The following is a 15,365-nucleotide window of genomic DNA, read 5'->3' on the forward strand; positions in this document are numbered from 1 at the left end:
TATATGATTTCTGTAGTCCTTATGGCTAGAAGATTTATACTCTATTCATCTCCACCTAATTCACCTTCCCGTTCTAAATATCTCTGAGACGGGAATCTCATTATCCATCAATTGTTTAATACATTTAGTATAAGCTTATAAAAGCGCAAAGTTTGTCTAAATTTTGGAGATTCTATAATTTTTTTCTTCTATATATTGTATACGTTTATAGCTATAGTATAACAAATAAATAAAAAAGTGCCTTTATAACGAGGCACTTTTCGACTGCATTTCTTCTCTTTTCTTTTTCCTCTTACTAACAACCTTTGATAACGCAATACTTACTTCATAAATACAAATAAGCGGCACTGCAACTAAACTATGAGATAAAAAGTCTGGCGGTGATATACAAGATGCAATGATAATTAATGCTACGTAAGCATACCTTCTTATTTTTATTAAAAATTCCGCCGTAAGTATTCCAATACTAGTTAAAAACATTACAACGACTGGCAATTCAAAAATCACAGCAAATGGAACTGTTAAATTAAGTACAAAATGAAAATACTTTTCTGTCGTAAACATCGTATTAAACATTTCATTACCTATCGTAGTTAAAAAGTGAAATAGAAACGGCATTACAATAAAGTATCCAAAACATAAACCTGCGAGAAATAATATAGACAATACCGGTATATACATTATTGTCATCTTTTGTTCATTTGGATGTAAACCCGGTTTTACAAATAACCAAATTTGTATAGCAGCAAAAGGAATTGTACAAACGATAGCAAATACTGTAGCAATCGAGAAAAAAATCCACAATACATCACTTGGACCGAGAACAGTTAATTTCATTGGTAAATCTTTTACAAGCCAAAAATAAATATCCTTTGTAAAAGTAAATCCAATAATTAAAAATAGTACAAAGGATAACACCGTATATATTACTCTTTTTCGAAGCTCAACAATATGTTCTACTACGCTCATTTCCCGATCTTCCATCTCGTTCACCACACTTTATTTATCCATTACAAGGAAAATACACTACATTTTTTCTTTCTTTTCCTTTTCTTGAAATGCGTCATCTGTCAATTCTTTCGTTGATTTTTTAAACTCTTTTAACGTTTCCCCTAAAGCCTTCCCGATTTCCGGCAATTTTTTAGGTCCAAATAAAATGAGTACTGCTACTAAAATTAAAATTAACCCTGGAAAGCCAATATTTGAAAACATTTCCCCATCCCCTTTATTAGTAGTTTCCTTGTCCTACTATTACATAATTTTATTTTGTCAAAAAAGTTTGAAAACGTCAACAAATCCATTGTCTTTTGTCAAAAAAATTCAAAAATATAATCAATTATACAAATTTCATTTTCTATTGCTCTTGTGTATGATATGGTAAGGGAAATGACATATTATTTTATGATAGTAGAAAGGATTTGCATTATGACTGAAAAAATGACACGAATGACCCAATTTGTAAAAGAAGAAATTGCAAATGCAATTACACATGGTATCGGTGCCATTTTAAGCATCCCTGCCTTAATCATATTGATTATTCATGCTTCTAAGCACGGTACCGCATCAGCTGTAGTTGCATTTACTGTTTATGGTGTAAGCATGTTCTTACTGTACTTGTTTTCAACATTGCTACATAGCATTCATCATCCTAAAGTAGAAAAAATATTTACTATTTTAGATCATTCAGCCATTTACTTATTGATTGCTGGCACGTATACTCCTTTTCTACTTATTACACTTCGTGGCCCATTAGGATGGACGTTGCTTGCTATAATATGGACACTAGCAATCGGAGGTATCGTCTTCAAAATTTTCTTTGTACGTCGCTTTATAAAGGCTTCAACTTTATGTTATATCATAATGGGATGGCTCATAATCGTTGCCATTAAACCACTTTATGAAAATCTAACTGGACATGGTTTTTCACTACTTTTAGCAGGTGGAATTTTATATTCTGTCGGAGCTATATTCTTCCTTTGGGAAAAGCTACCTTTCAACCATGCCATATGGCACCTGTTCGTTTTAGGTGGTAGTGCGATGATGTTCTTTTGTGTACTCTTTTATGTCTTACCTACAGCATAATAAAAAAGGATTCAGCTTATCGTAAGCTGAATCCTTTTTTATTACTTATGTAATTGTGATGCGATAACTTCCTGTGTATGCTTCGTTAATTCTTTAATATCCATATTCGCATAATCTTCAGGTGTAATCGGCTTAGAAATTGTTACTGTTGCATGAGCTGGCTTCATACGATTTCCATTCGCTTCAAACATCTTATATGTACCATCTAACGTTACAGGTAAAATTGCTACACCTGACTTTACTGCAAGATGAAAACTACCAGCCTTAAACTCTCCAACTTCGCCGCCCTTACTTCTCGTTCCTTCAGGGAAAATTACGATAGAATGTCCATTCTTTAATAGTTCAATTCCATCTTTAATCGCTTGAAGAGATTGACGACGATCGCTACGATCCATAAATACGCAATTCATAAGTTCCATCCAAGTTGGTACAACTGGGAACTTTTTAATCTCTGCCTTTGAAACGAATCCAATTGGTTTATTTAAGTAACCTAGTAAAACAGGGATATCCATATTACTTTGGTGATTACTTACAACTAGTACTGGCTTGTCTTTCGGAACATTTTCAAGTCCTTTCACTTCTACTGCCCCTCCAGCTACACGTACCATTTTCTTACCAAACCAATTTGTCGTTTTATACACAGCATTGTCTTTTTCTTTTGGCGCCATCGTATTTACTTTTCTTTTAAGACGCCACATTCTCGGTGTAATCGCAATTACGATTAAAATTAAATAAAAGATTTTAAAAAACGTTTGAATCATACAGAACCCCCACCTATTATCATTCCGACCTTCATTATACTAGACAAACGAAGGAAAAAGAAGAAAAAAAGTCCAAACAGCAAGTGTTCGGACTTTTTAAGCATTCTATATTAGAAACGTTTTGCTAATTCACGAGCATTAGCAATTGCTGCTTCTTTAATTTCTTGTGCTTTTTCAGGGTTTGCATTCATGCCTTCAACTGCAATATATTCAGTATCATTCACACCGACAAATCCTAATACAGTCTTTAAGTGATTGCGACCGAAGTCTACAGCTGCGTATGCTCCTTCAGAATATACGCCACCTGTTGCTTGAATGTGAAGTGCTTTTTTACCTTCTAATAAGCCGACTGGACCATTTTCAGTATATTTGAATGTTTTACCTGCGATTGCTACGTTATCTAAGTATGCTTTTACTACTGGTGGATAGCTAAAGTTCCACATTGGAGTTACGAATACATAACGATCTGCATTCATAAATGTTTCTAAGTTTGTGTTCATTGCTGCTACTTTTTGTTGTTGAACTTCAGTTAAAGCTTCAAAGCCTTCACCTGCTGCAAATTTACCCCAAGCAGCAAATACATCTGCATCAATTGCTGGTACTGTAGTGTTGAATAAATCAATTGTTACAACTTCGTCTTGTGGATGTTCGTTTTTATAAGCTTCGATGAAAGCCTCCCCTACTGCCATTCCGAAAGAACCTTCTGCTGAATTTGGATTTGCTGTGATAAATAGTACTTTTGTCATTGTATTCTCTCCCTTTTTTCTCTTTATCTTTAATTCAAGATTTGTTTTTTAAAAGTTAATAACTTACCTTATGTAAGTATAATACAAAAAGTTTTAATCAATGTCAATAAAAAATAGCTACTTTTTTTTCGTAAGTTAATGATTTACTTCGTTTCCTTAAAATTTAGTATACAGATATTAAGAATTCTTTCGTATAAAAAGGCTACCTCTACAACTTATAGAGATAGCCTTCTATTACATATTATTTTTGAAATACATGTTTTACTTTTTCAGCTGGAATATTACTCCCGCCTCTACCTTTTACATCTTCAATCATCATTGTAATGACCATATCTGGTGAATTTAAATCAAATGCAGCGAACCAACCTAGTTCTTTTCCTTCGGCCTCTTTTGATACTTTTAATTCCGCTGTACCTGTTTTTCCAGCAAGAGTCATGCCATCAATTTTAGCAATTTTCCCTGTACCATCTGGATCATTAATTACTTTCGTCATTGCAGTTTTTAATATATCCTGATTTCCTTTAGAAATTACATTTTCTTTCCAAGCTTTTGGTTGTTTATCTGTTTTAATAATATACGGTGACGGAATCGTTCCATCATTTACAATCGGCGCATACGTTAAAGCTAAATGAAGAGGAGTCATTAATACTTGTCCTTGTCCATATCCCGTATCTGCCATTTGAATATCATTTTTAATGCCGTCATTTGCAATTTTAGAAGCAGGGAATCCATATTCAATTGGTAGTTTCTCATCGAATCCGAATTTTTTCGCTTCACTCATAAACTTGTCTTTTCCGATTTTTAAAGCTTCTTGTGCGAAGTAAATATTATCCGAGTATTTCATCGCCTTATCAAAATCAATCGGATTTGCATCTTTCACACGCGTTACATAGTAATTACCCCAAGAAGAATCTTTTGTCCATTTTAATCCTTCAATTTTCAACTCTTCTTTTGGATCAATCGTTTTCGTTTCAAGACCAATTGCAGCTGTAATAGGTTTAAATACAGAACCTGGTACCGACAATTGTGTAAAGCGATTTGTCATTGGTTTTTTCGGATCATTATTCCAAGCTTCGCGTTGTGCCTTCGATGTCCCTCGTGCAATTATATTAGGATCATATGCTGGACTACTTACTAGTGCAATTGTTTCTCCACTTTTCGGATTAATTGCTGCACTTGAACCAGCTTCGCCCTTCATTTCATTATACGTTTTTTCTTGAACAACACTGTCAATAGTTAAAGTTACATTTTCTCCATCAACAGCATCTGTTTTTGCTAAATTTTTAATTTCTTTTCCTTGCGCATCTTCTACAAAGACACGGCCACCTTTTTTACCGCGTAGCTTTTCCTCTAATACTTGCTCTAAGCCAGCTTTACCAACTGGGTCATCAGCTTGATAGCCTTTCTTTTGTAGCGTTTTTAAATCTTCAGCATTTACCTTTCCAATATAACCAGTCAGATGAGCTGCCGCTTCCCCTAGCGGATATGTACGAACATTTACAGGTTTTGTTGAAACACCTGGTAAATCAATGTACGTATTTTGTGTTGCCCCTTCAGGCAAAATTCCAATTGGTACGAGATACCCTGGTTTTACCCATTTAGCAGCTAATTTTTGATCAATTTCTTCTACAGACGTATTTAATAACTTCGCTACTGTTTCTTTCGTTTGCGGAGCAGTATCGCCTAACTTTTCAGGAATCAATCCGATTTCAGAAGCTTTCCCATTCGTTGCAAGACCTTTTCCATTACGATCGTATATTTCACCACGTTTTGGCTGTGTTGTCTGCATACGCACTTTACTATCTTTCGTCATGCCAGGGAAAATAAAATCAGGAGTCCAATCTATTTTCCAAGATTCTTTATCTCCATCTTTTTCTTTCACCATTTTTGCTTCATGACCAAATGTGATTTTACCACCAACTGTATCCATGCTTACTTTAAAAGGAACAGGACCTTCATCTTTTTTATCTTCTTTTACTTCCCCTGTTTCTACCTTTAAGTCTTTCACTTCGATACCAGAATAAATTTTTTCATATTTCTCAGTAAACTCTTTCTTTGAAATATCTTTTTTTGCATTTTTTGATAGTTGATCATACATATCTGCAAATTTTTGTTTATTCCACGCTTTTACATATGTATCAAACGCTTCTTGTGGTTTTTCTTCTTTACCACATCCAACTAACATGAATGTTAAGCAAAGAAAAAGAATCCCCCATATCTTTCTCAATCGATTCTCCTCCTCTTTCTATATTAGTACTTTTGAAAATTTTAGCATTTTTACATGCTACCTATCATTATAGCACTATCGAATCTCATCTATAAACTTATATTGGTGAATATAAATAAAAAGATTGACGTGAATTCTCACATCAATCTTTATTATTATTGTTGTTTCTCATATACATGGTAATAATACGTATACGGGTTTTTTTCATCCGTTAAACCTTTTTCTACAAAAATCTCTTTCCAATTTGTCATATCCATTTCTGGGAAGAATGTATCTCCTTCAAATGCATGATGGATTTTTGTTATATACAACTTGTCTACATAAGGTAAAAAGAGATCGTAAATTTGCGCTCCGCCAAAAATAAAAATCTCTTCTTCATTTTTACATAGTTCAAATACTTCTTCTACAGAATGAACAACTTCACAGCCTTCAACATGATACCCTTCATTACGAGTTACAATAATATTACGTCTTCCAGGCAGTGGTCTACCAATCGCTTCATAGTTCTTTCTTCCCATAATAAGCGGGTGGCCCATCGTTGTTTTCTTCACGTATTGTAATTCACTCGGTAAACGCCAAGGTAAATTATTATCTTTACCAATTACTCTATTTTCGTCCATCGCGACCATAAATGAAACAATCATTTTTTCATCTCCTCTACAATTATACTGCAACCGGTGCTTTAATTGCTGGATGCGGATCGTATCCTTCAATCGTTAAATCTTCCATTTCAAAATCAAACACAGATTTCACATCTGGATTTAATGTAAGTTTCGGGAATGGACGTGGTTCACGTGCCAATTGCTTTTCTACTTGTTCAAAATGATTTGTATAAATGTGTGCATCTCCAATTGTATGAACAAATTCTCCTACTTCAAGACCACATTCATGTGCAATTAAATGTGTTAGTAGTGAATAACTTGCGATGTTAAATGGAATTCCAAGGAATATGTCACCACTTCTTTGATATAGCTGACAAGAAAGTTTTCCGTCCGCTACATAAAATTGGAATAATGTATGACAAGGCGGTAATGCCATACTCGGTACGTCTTCAGGATTCCAAGCAGAAACGATTAAACGACGTGAGTCTGGTGTTTTTTTAATCATTTCAATTACATCTTTTAATTGATCAAGTGTCTCACCAGCTGTCGTTTTCCAAGCACGCCATTGTTTACCGTAAACGTCTCCTAAATAACCATATTTATTTGAGAACTCATCATCTTCTAAAACGTTCTTTTTAAACAATTCCATTTGCTCATCGTACTGTACTTTAAATTCTTCATCTTGTTGTGAGCGAAGACCAAAATCAGTCATGTCAGGACCAGTATACTCATCACTTTCTACCCAGCTCTTAAACGCCCATTCATTCCAAATGTTATTATTATGCTGCAATAAATAGCGAATATTTGTATCACCTTTCATAAACCAAAGTAGTTCACTTGCTACAAGGCGAAATGGTACTCTTTTTGTCGTTAATAAAGGAAAACCTTTACTTAGATCAAAACGCATTTGATATCCAAATACAGATACAGTTCCTGTCCCTGTACGATCCTCTTTCTTCGTACCATGTTCCATTACATGGCGGCATAAATTTAAGTATTCATTTTCAGCATGTTTCATATGTAGGAAAACCTTCTTTCAATCGTATATGGAATTTATCATAACATGAAAAATGGTAAATTTAATAATCTTAATTAATAAAATTTCTTGCGCTAATTCTTACAAAATTATTAACTTTCCATATTTTAAAAGGTTTTCATTTTCTATTACCGAAAGTATAGTGCGGTAGATCAAAATTTATATTTGGAGGTTAGAAATATGTCTAAAATTGAAACACCTGTTATGACTTCTTTACAAACCACGGTTGAAAAAATGATGAAGGATTTAAATGTTCCTGGTGCTGCTGTCGCTGTTATAAAAGACGGTGAAGTTATTATTTCAGAAGGTTTTGGCTATCGTAATATAGAAACAAAAGAGGCTGTTACACCGAATACTCGATTCGCAATCGGTTCCTCAACGAAAGCATTTGGCACACTTTCATTAAGCTTGTTAGCACAGCAAAAAAAGTTTAATTGGGATACCCCTATCCAGTCTTATATACCTAACTTTACTTTATCTGAACTACTTGCTAGCTCACAAGTTACAGGACGGGATTTAGCTTCTCATCGAACTGGAGTGAGTCGTCATGAGGCTCTTTGGTACAGTTCTTCCTTATCTCGAAAAGATCTCGTTGAAAAAATAAAACATTTACCACTTGATGCACCGTTCCGGACTGCATTTCTATATAACAACTTAATGTATGCAACAATTAGCTACATTGTTGAAAACATTACAAATCAAACGTGGGAGCAATACACTACAGAACATATTTTAGAACCTTTAAATATGAGACATACAAACTTCTCTGTTAACGATTCACAAACTACAGATGATTATGCTTTACCTTACATTGAAAATGACGGTGAAATAAAAGCAGTTCCATTCCGTAACATCGATACAGTTGGCGCTGCTGGGTGTATTAATTCCACAATTGAAGATATGGCAAATTGGGTACTTCTCCACTTAAATGAAGGAAAATTTGGAGATTATGAATTAATCTCCTCTGAATTATTACAACAAATGTATACACCACACAATTCAATTCCAGACCAACCGGTTTTATCACTCCCTGAATCTCCATTAAATAGTTACGGTCTTGGTTGGTTTATTAGCGCTTATCGTGGTAAAAAAGTGATTCATCATGGCGGTAATATCGATGGATTTTCAGCGCTTGTTTCATTCATACCAACAGAAAACATAGGCCTTGTCATTTTAACGAATGCTGGAGGAACATTACTTCCTACTTATCTCGCTAATCAAATTTATGACGAACTACTTGAATTAGAATCCATTGATTGGCATAAACGTGCTGTAGAAGATACTAAAAAAATGAAGGAAATGATGAAAGAAGCAACTGAATCCCTCCCTGAACAAATTAAAGGGACTACACCTTCGCACAAGTTAGAGGATTATACTGGTACTTTTGAACATCCTGCATACGGAACATTACAAGTATACAAACGAGATGATTCGTTATATGTACAATTTATGGAAATGGATATTCAATTAGTGCATCATCATTACGACATCTTCTCCGCAAAAGTTGACTTATTCCAAATGAAAATGAGCTTATTATTCGCTTATGAAATGAATGTAAGTGGTGAATTCCCATCCCTTCAGTTACATGTACCAACTACATTAAGTACTCAGCCGCTTACATTTAAGAAAATTAAATAAGTATTTTGATGGTAAAAAATAAAGGTAGGTGCGAATCACACCTACCTTTTCTATTTCATATCAATCTTATCTGGTTGAAACCAAATTGGCTTCGATAACTCAAAGTTATTATGATCCTCTAAAACTATAGTAAGACGCTCTAACATATCCTCTAACATATGCGGTGCTGCTCGTAATGTCCAGACAACTGAGGAGAAAACTGTCATGCCAACGTACACCGTGTATAATTTCCAGAACTCCTCTGGTATTTTCCTATTAAAGTATCCTTCTATTTGTCCGATTGAATACGGAATACTAATGTCCCTTGCAAACAGTGCAATTTTTACAAAATCATGAAGTGGGTCGCCCCAGTCGTAGCCATTAAAATCAACAACACCTACATATTTTCCATCCCGTACAATTATATTTTCTAAGTGAAAATCATCGTGTTGAAATCGATTCGGGCGGTTCTTTAAATATATTTCATTTTCTTCAATAAACTTTATGATTTTATCATCATTTTTTATGTTTATTCCGCATGTTTTATATGCCTCTACATATTTACTATGTTTTTTCATAGCTCTTTCATACCATGGAAGTATATTATTAGGAGCTTCATATGTATGCATTTTTGCTAAATCTTTTCCTGCCTCTATACCAATATCATATTGTTCTTTTGGTGAATACGTAGGCAATAGCTTCTTCGCATCCTCCCCTTCTAAATATGAAAAAATGCCATAGCATAAACCTTCTTCTGCCAACAAACCCATTTCAATTGGTTTTTGTGCTTGCACACTACGATTTTGCATTTCATTTAAAATTTGAAACTCTATTTTCTTTCTTTCATACTCTTTTATATCGCCTGTCCGCAATAAATATTTTTCATTATTCGTACTCGTAATTATATATTTCTTATCAGGCGAAAAACCTTTAGAAATTTCTTTAATATCCACTGCATCTTTTACTATTTGTATATTGCTTTGCCGTGCTGTAATTATTATCTTCATATCTATTCCCCTTACATTTCTGCATTTGGTGTATAGGCAACTTCTACAATAAATCCATTCGGATCGTAAAAATCAATCGTATAGTAACCTTCCGAATAATGATTCATTTCAATTGGACCACGTATTACCTTCACTTTCGTACTAGAAAGAAAATCTGCTACTTCATCAACTACTTCTCTATGAATAGCTTGATAACAAATATGTCTAGGCCCTAACGTCCTTACAATTTCCTCATCTACTTCTTTAAAGTATATTTCACTTTCTCCTGTGCTATATGCTACTTCATTTAACTTTCTCCACCCAATTATGGAAAACAACTTATTATAAAAAGAAATGGACTCCTCTAAATTTGCTACCCAAAATTCAATATGATGAATGCCTGCTCGCAGTGTATTCATATTAAGAATACGCTCCTTGTACTACTTGCACAATTTCCATCGGCTTATGAACCATGTAATCTGGTGCATCTTTTTTCACTGTTTCAATAACATCATATCCCCAAGATACCCAAATTACGTTCACTCCAGCCTTTTTACACGCTGCTACGTCTCGCTGTTCATCACCGACATATAACATATCTTTCTCTGTTATCTTTTTCGATTTTAAAAATCTTTTTATCATCTTGTCTTTACCGAACAAATTTTTAGAACAATACACTTCTTGTATATTTTCTATATCATTCTTTTGTAAAAACGCCCGAATATGCTCTTCTGAGTTCGATGATATGACTGCAATTCCGTAGCCTTTTTTATGTAGTTCATCTAATACTTCCTTCATCCCATGGAACAAAATAAGATCTTTTATAGCAGGTTGATACAATTTATAAAACTCCAGCGCTAATATCGGTAGTTTATACAGTGGTACATCGAGTTGTTTACATCTCTCCGCCATCGTTAACTTGCGTAAATACTCAATTTCTTCTTCTCTTACCGTTTTATATCCGTGCTTTTCAGCAATTTGATTATAAATTGGTACAAATATATTTTGTGAATCTACTAATGTGCCATCAAAGTCAAAAACAATATATTTTTGCATTCCCATACTCCCTTTGCTTCTTTTTTCTAAACCTATGTTATTCAACAACATGGTTGTCTGTCCCTTCTATAAAAATAAAAAAGAACAAGATTTTCTCTTGTTCTTTTTAAGAAAGCCATTTCGGCGGTACATTCGTATTCCAATAAATATTTCCTAACTCATGATGTCCTGAGTATCCATCATCAAAACGATGATAATGGAAATTAAAATAATAACCATCTTGCGGTGGATGATCTCTTCTTACATGGAAACGCAATAAATCATTTCCTGATTTCGTATCGTAGACATGAAAAATCTTTTCATTATTCCCACCAGCTGGTTTTTGAGAAATCGCTAATGATTGTAGTGAATCTTCTGGTACATCACTAGCAAGCTCAGCAATTGCCTCTTCAATCTTTGGTAATATTACATCTTTAAATTCATCTTCAATTACTGGACCAATTTTAGTACCAAACTTTTGCATCGACTGCTTCTCTGCTTCTTGCATCGCATAAGTAATAAAAGTATCGGTGGTTAACCTGTCATTCGTTTCTTCATATGTATAGGACGTACTCTCCAAACTTTGTTGCCCAGCTGTGCTCGTAGGCTTGTCCGCAGCTTTGGCATTATCAAGCAATATGGAAGGAGGCGTCACTAAACCAAATGTAAATACGGTAATTAATGCGACTAAGGTTTTTCTAAACCAATTTGGCATTTATGTTCCCTCCCCTTTCACTCATTATTTTTTATATAACGGTGGTTTCTTCTATTATACAAAATGATTGTAATTTTTGCACTTTACAATTTTGTTAACGTTCACATATTTTTCACTTGAATATGAAATTGTAAGATTTCATACAATATTAATACCACGATATTGAGGAGGCACTTGAATGACTTTAGATGTCATGTATTCCGCCGCAAGCATACTCGTTTTAGTATATTTTATTTATCAATGTGTTACAGACTAGAAAAAGAGCCGTCAATGGCTCTTTTTTAATGGTAGAAATACAATCCATACAATTAATAAAATAAAAACAACGCTGCCTACCACAGCTGGCAATAAATAAAACTGTGAAAGTATAACTATTCCATATAAAAGTATTGCTGGTAGTAGTAAATAACGATCTGCCTTCCATCTTAACAATAGTAATTTCCCTTCATCACAATATAAACGAAGAAACATCTTATTCGTAAATTCATTCCAATAATCACGTGCATAGCGAGAAATTGCAACTACAGCAAATACGAGAACAATAGCTGCAATCCACCTTGGAGTCATAATTATACTTGCAGTACTGATACATACAATTTGAATATAAAATATTCGTGCAGTACTTGTACGGAAAAATTCTTTCAAAAAAGATTCGACAATACGAGAATCAGCTTTTTTCCCTAAAAGTCTTTTAGAGCGCGGAAACATCCACGGTTTTTTATTCGAACTACTCGGTTTAACCGCATGACCACCAACTTGCATAATTCCGCTCGTCCAGCGCATGCTTTCCTCCTTTTCTTTCTCGATTTCTTTAAAAAAGAACTTTTTATAATTCATTTTCTCTTTTACTAATACACTACTTAAGAAAATTACTAGACCGATAAATAAAATTGAATACAACGGATTTTTATAAATAAAAAATAAACTAATTCCAAAAAAGGACACGCTCATAGAAAATACTACATTTTTTACAATCCATAAAACCCATCGTTTCCCCACATGTACATGAACAAATCTCGTTAACAACGACAACATAAATCGAAATATAGTAAAGAATAACCAAAATAATAGGACTTGTATCTCTGTTACTTCGATACTTTTCATCAACACCGGTAACATAATAACGACTACTATTATATTCGTTATCGCTATTCGAACAAATGTGTACATCATGCCATACTGGACTAATTTTCGCATATGTGTTACATACGAAATTAAAAATAAACTATCCGCTTGCTCAAAAAATGAACGAACTCCTCTTGGATATGTTACTAAATAAAATGCGAGTAATCCTAATCCGAAATAAATCGTCTCTTCCGTTGATAATTCATTTATCCATAGCGATCGATAATAGATTCCCATAAATATAAGTGCTGGAATAATAATATATAATGCGACTGTCCAATCTGTTACCGAACGTATAGACTTCCATTTCCGCTGGAGTTCATGGCGTAATCTCTTATAAAATTGTTGTTTAATCATGTTGTTCACGCCTTACAATTACATCAAAGCAGTCTAATAATGAACTACCCGGCATTTCCGCTAATATTTGAATAGATTCTAAATGTCCATCTGCGACTAATGTACCTTGTGAAATGAGTAAAAATCTTTCACAAATTTTTTCAGCAGTATCTAATACGTGCGTACAAAGTAAAATTCCTGCCCCGCGCTCTTTTTCTTTATATAAATAATTTAAAAACTCTTTCGTAGCTACTGGATCTAAACCGATAAAAGGTTCGTCAATGATATAAAAATCTGGCTCAGTTAAAAACGCCAATATTAGCATCGATTTTTGTTTCATGCCTTTTGAAAACTTTGATAAATACTCATGTTTATGCTTATTCATTCGAAAAGTATGTAATAATTGTTCCGCTCGTTCTTCCCAACTTCCCATTTCACTTCCACGAGCTGCCATTAATAATTCAATATGTTCCCAGAGCGTCAAGTAATCATAGTATGTTGGATGTTCTGGTACGTATGCATACGGATTTTTCTTTTCACCGAATGATATTTCACCGTCCATATTTACAAGTAATCCGAGTATCGTTTTAATCGTCGTACTCTTCCCAGCACCATTTGCTCCAATAAGAGCAACTAGTTCACCTTTTTCGATAGAAAAAGCTATATCATGAATTATTTTTTCGCCTATTTCATATCCAGCTGAGCGGATATTTACTTTTAACATGCATTCCCCTTCTTTCCATTTCTAATACAATCAAGGAAAAGAATAACATATAACTATCTATATATCATTATAAAATATTTATTTTCATAGCAGGAAAAAACATTTTTTAACAGAATATTAAATGTTTGATTACATTTTATTGGAGTGGATAATATGTCTTTTCAAATTCGTGAAGCAACGATAGATGATATAGACGCACTTTGTTCTTTAACGAAAGAATTAAAAGGTTCCTCTATTTCCTATGAAGATATGAACAACCGATTACAATTCGTACAAATGAGTCCGTTTGATTTTTTATATGTTTACGAGGAAGAAGAAGCTATATTTGGATTACTTGGATTTCGTATACGTGAAAATTTAGAAGATGTAACACGTTATGGAGAGATTTCAATTATTAGCGTTGATTCTAACATACGACGGAAAGGCATTGGACAAGTGTTGATGGATTATGCCGAGCAATTAGCAAAGAAACATAATTGCATTGGCACATGGCTAGTTAGTGGAACAAAAAGAGTAGAAGCTCATCCTTTTTACAAAAAATTAGGATATGAAGTAAATGGCTACAGATTTGTAAAACATTTTTAAACTACTTATAAATTGAAGGGACTATAACTATGACAAACATTAAAGCAATTTTCATTGATCGTGACGGTACAATTGGTGGTGACACTACAATACATTATCCAGGATCTTTTTCATTATTTCCATTCACAAAAACATCCTTGCAAAAACTAAAAGCTAAAAATATAAAAATTTTCTCTTTCACAAATCAACCTGGTATCGCAGATGGAATTGCAACTGTAGCCGATTTTGTACAAGAATTAGAAGGCTTCGGTTTTGATGATATTTATGTATGTCCTCATAAACACGGTGATGGTTGTGAATGCCGTAAACCAAGTACAGGCATGCTGCTTAAAGCAGCAAAAAAACATGGACTTAATTTAACACAATGTGCTGTAGTTGGTGATCGCTGGACTGATATTGTTGCAGGAGCAAAAGTAAATGCGACTACGATTCTAGTCCGAACAGGCGCTGGGTATGATGCTTTGCATACGTACCGAGACAAATGGGCACATATTGAACCAAACTACATTGCAGATAACTTTGAAGATGCAACGAACTGGGTTTTAAATCAACTATAATACAAATGAAGTTTTTGATTCACTCGAAATAATTTAAAACATAGTTTAAATAGCCTTTTTGGCAAATAATTGTCTTCCACAAAACGGATCACCTCAAAAGGTAGCAAGTTCCCTTTTGATACGCAAACATTGCAATTCAAATTATATTTTTTATTAGTAACAGCAATTAACGTAAAGAAGGAATAGCTTAGTGGCTATCCCTTCTTTATTGACTTCTATTATTTACATTTG

General features: G+C 33.9%; 17 protein-coding genes. 4 read left to right on the top strand and 13 right to left on the bottom strand.

The annotated features are described in order from the left end of the window. Window positions 1-243: 243 nt before the first annotated feature. Together tatC and AU379_RS12845 are read right to left on the bottom strand one after the other, a co-directional pair. Window positions 244-984 carry a twin-arginine translocase subunit TatC gene (gene tatC, locus AU379_RS12840; protein WP_000390120.1) on the bottom strand — a complete coding sequence of 247 codons (741 nt, stop codon included), beginning with the start codon at window positions 982-984 and terminating at the stop codon, window positions 244-246. A 42-nt stretch (window positions 985-1,026) separates the two neighbouring features. Then, window positions 1,027-1,212 (bottom strand): twin-arginine translocase TatA/TatE family subunit, encoded by a 186-nt coding sequence (locus AU379_RS12845; RefSeq protein WP_000492443.1) that lies wholly within the window; start codon window positions 1,210-1,212, stop codon window positions 1,027-1,029. A 213-nt stretch (window positions 1,213-1,425) separates the two neighbouring features. Here AU379_RS12845 and AU379_RS12850 point away from each other — a divergent pair, with 213 nt between their 5' ends. After that, window positions 1,426-2,082, top strand: a complete 657-nt coding sequence (locus tag AU379_RS12850; protein WP_000136889.1) for a hemolysin III family protein — start codon at window positions 1,426-1,428, stop codon at window positions 2,080-2,082. Window positions 2,083-2,123: 41 nt separating this feature from the next. Here AU379_RS12850 and AU379_RS12855 read toward each other — a convergent pair whose 3' ends face one another. The 5 genes from AU379_RS12855 to AU379_RS12875 form a co-directional block, all read right to left on the bottom strand. Then, on the bottom strand, window positions 2,124-2,843 hold the full coding sequence (locus AU379_RS12855) for a lysophospholipid acyltransferase family protein (protein ID WP_061139350.1): 720 nt from the start codon (window positions 2,841-2,843) through the stop codon (window positions 2,124-2,126). A gap of 110 nt (window positions 2,844-2,953) precedes the next feature. Further along, window positions 2,954-3,589 carry an FMN-dependent NADH-azoreductase gene (locus AU379_RS12860; RefSeq protein WP_000170025.1) on the bottom strand — a complete coding sequence of 212 codons (636 nt, stop codon included), beginning with the start codon at window positions 3,587-3,589 and terminating at the stop codon, window positions 2,954-2,956. Between the two features lie 241 nt (window positions 3,590-3,830). Next, the gene (gene pbpC, locus AU379_RS12865) at window positions 3,831-5,816 is read right to left on the bottom strand and encodes a penicillin-binding protein 3 (RefSeq protein ID WP_001227250.1); all 1,986 of its coding nucleotides are present in this window, start codon (window positions 5,814-5,816) and stop codon (window positions 3,831-3,833) included. A gap of 155 nt (window positions 5,817-5,971) precedes the next feature. Beyond that, a complete protein-coding gene (locus AU379_RS12870; protein WP_000637206.1) occupies window positions 5,972-6,460 on the bottom strand; it encodes a dihydrofolate reductase in 489 nt (162 codons plus the stop codon). A 19-nt stretch (window positions 6,461-6,479) separates the two neighbouring features. Then, window positions 6,480-7,436, bottom strand: a complete 957-nt coding sequence (locus AU379_RS12875) for a thymidylate synthase (RefSeq protein WP_000679609.1) — start codon at window positions 7,434-7,436, stop codon at window positions 6,480-6,482. A gap of 198 nt (window positions 7,437-7,634) precedes the next feature. On the opposite strand from AU379_RS12875, the gene AU379_RS12880 reads away from it, so the two are divergent. Beyond that, complete coding sequence (locus AU379_RS12880; protein ID WP_061139351.1) at window positions 7,635-9,092, top strand: serine hydrolase; 1,458 nt, start codon at window positions 7,635-7,637, stop codon at window positions 9,090-9,092. A gap of 50 nt (window positions 9,093-9,142) precedes the next feature. On the opposite strand, the gene AU379_RS12885 is transcribed toward AU379_RS12880, so the two are convergent. The 6 genes from AU379_RS12885 to AU379_RS12910 all read right to left on the bottom strand — a co-directional run bounded on the left by AU379_RS12885 (window position 9,143) and on the right by AU379_RS12910 (window position 13,992). Further along, window positions 9,143-10,078: an aminoglycoside phosphotransferase family protein gene (locus AU379_RS12885; protein WP_061139352.1), complete on the bottom strand. Its 936-nt coding sequence runs from the start codon at window positions 10,076-10,078 to the stop codon at window positions 9,143-9,145. A gap of 11 nt (window positions 10,079-10,089) precedes the next feature. Further along, complete coding sequence (locus tag AU379_RS12890) at window positions 10,090-10,476, bottom strand: VOC family protein (RefSeq protein WP_001094668.1); 387 nt, start codon at window positions 10,474-10,476, stop codon at window positions 10,090-10,092. A 1-nt stretch (window position 10,477) separates the two neighbouring features. Then, entirely contained in the window at window positions 10,478-11,113 is a 636-nt protein-coding gene (locus AU379_RS12895) for an HAD family hydrolase (RefSeq protein ID WP_001987851.1), read from the bottom strand. Window positions 11,114-11,219: 106 nt separating this feature from the next. Then, window positions 11,220-11,807 carry a YpjP family protein gene (locus tag AU379_RS12900; protein ID WP_001134421.1) on the bottom strand — a complete coding sequence of 196 codons (588 nt, stop codon included), beginning with the start codon at window positions 11,805-11,807 and terminating at the stop codon, window positions 11,220-11,222. Window positions 11,808-12,074: 267 nt separating this feature from the next. Further along, the gene (locus tag AU379_RS12905) at window positions 12,075-13,289 is read right to left on the bottom strand and encodes an ABC transporter permease (protein ID WP_061139353.1); all 1,215 of its coding nucleotides are present in this window, start codon (window positions 13,287-13,289) and stop codon (window positions 12,075-12,077) included. Then, entirely contained in the window at window positions 13,282-13,992 is a 711-nt protein-coding gene (locus tag AU379_RS12910) for an ABC transporter ATP-binding protein (RefSeq protein ID WP_000921904.1), read from the bottom strand. The genes AU379_RS12905 and AU379_RS12910 overlap by 8 nt, the downstream gene beginning before the upstream one ends. A gap of 153 nt (window positions 13,993-14,145) precedes the next feature. Between AU379_RS12910 and AU379_RS12915 the strand changes: the two genes are divergently transcribed. After that, window positions 14,146-14,577, top strand: a complete 432-nt coding sequence (locus tag AU379_RS12915; protein ID WP_000009776.1) for a GNAT family N-acetyltransferase — start codon at window positions 14,146-14,148, stop codon at window positions 14,575-14,577. Window positions 14,578-14,606: 29 nt separating this feature from the next. Beyond that, a complete protein-coding gene (locus AU379_RS12920) occupies window positions 14,607-15,134 on the top strand; it encodes an HAD-IIIA family hydrolase (RefSeq protein WP_000181772.1) in 528 nt (175 codons plus the stop codon). Window positions 15,135-15,365 lie beyond the last annotated feature (231 nt).

Source organism: Bacillus sp. JH7, assembly GCF_001563515.1.
Taxonomy (GTDB): domain Bacteria; phylum Bacillota; class Bacilli; order Bacillales; family Bacillaceae_G; genus Bacillus_A; species Bacillus_A cereus.

Excerpts from the sequence above, each read along its gene's own strand:
- tatC (WP_000390120.1), bottom strand. The coding sequence starts at position 984 with ATGGAAGATCGGGAAATGAGCGTAGTAGAACATATTGTTGAGCTTCGA.
- AU379_RS12845 (WP_000492443.1), bottom strand. The coding sequence starts at position 1,212 with ATGTTTTCAAATATTGGCTTTCCAGGGTTAATTTTAATTTTAGTAGCA.
- AU379_RS12850 (WP_000136889.1), top strand. The coding sequence starts at position 1,426 with ATGACTGAAAAAATGACACGAATGACCCAATTTGTAAAAGAAGAAATT.
- AU379_RS12855 (WP_061139350.1), bottom strand. The coding sequence starts at position 2,843 with ATGATTCAAACGTTTTTTAAAATCTTTTATTTAATTTTAATCGTAATT.
- AU379_RS12860 (WP_000170025.1), bottom strand. The coding sequence starts at position 3,589 with ATGACAAAAGTACTATTTATCACAGCAAATCCAAATTCAGCAGAAGGT.
- AU379_RS12870 (WP_000637206.1), bottom strand. The coding sequence starts at position 6,460 with ATGATTGTTTCATTTATGGTCGCGATGGACGAAAATAGAGTAATTGGT.
- AU379_RS12875 (WP_000679609.1), bottom strand. The coding sequence starts at position 7,436 with ATGAAACATGCTGAAAATGAATACTTAAATTTATGCCGCCATGTAATG.
- AU379_RS12880 (WP_061139351.1), top strand. The coding sequence starts at position 7,635 with ATGTCTAAAATTGAAACACCTGTTATGACTTCTTTACAAACCACGGTT.
- AU379_RS12885 (WP_061139352.1), bottom strand. The coding sequence starts at position 10,078 with ATGAAGATAATAATTACAGCACGGCAAAGCAATATACAAATAGTAAAA.
- AU379_RS12890 (WP_001094668.1), bottom strand. The coding sequence starts at position 10,476 with ATGAATACACTGCGAGCAGGCATTCATCATATTGAATTTTGGGTAGCA.
- AU379_RS12895 (WP_001987851.1), bottom strand. The coding sequence starts at position 11,113 with ATGCAAAAATATATTGTTTTTGACTTTGATGGCACATTAGTAGATTCA.
- AU379_RS12900 (WP_001134421.1), bottom strand. The coding sequence starts at position 11,807 with ATGCCAAATTGGTTTAGAAAAACCTTAGTCGCATTAATTACCGTATTT.
- AU379_RS12905 (WP_061139353.1), bottom strand. The coding sequence starts at position 13,289 with ATGATTAAACAACAATTTTATAAGAGATTACGCCATGAACTCCAGCGG.
- AU379_RS12910 (WP_000921904.1), bottom strand. The coding sequence starts at position 13,992 with ATGTTAAAAGTAAATATCCGCTCAGCTGGATATGAAATAGGCGAAAAA.
- AU379_RS12915 (WP_000009776.1), top strand. The coding sequence starts at position 14,146 with ATGTCTTTTCAAATTCGTGAAGCAACGATAGATGATATAGACGCACTT.
- AU379_RS12920 (WP_000181772.1), top strand. The coding sequence starts at position 14,607 with ATGACAAACATTAAAGCAATTTTCATTGATCGTGACGGTACAATTGGT.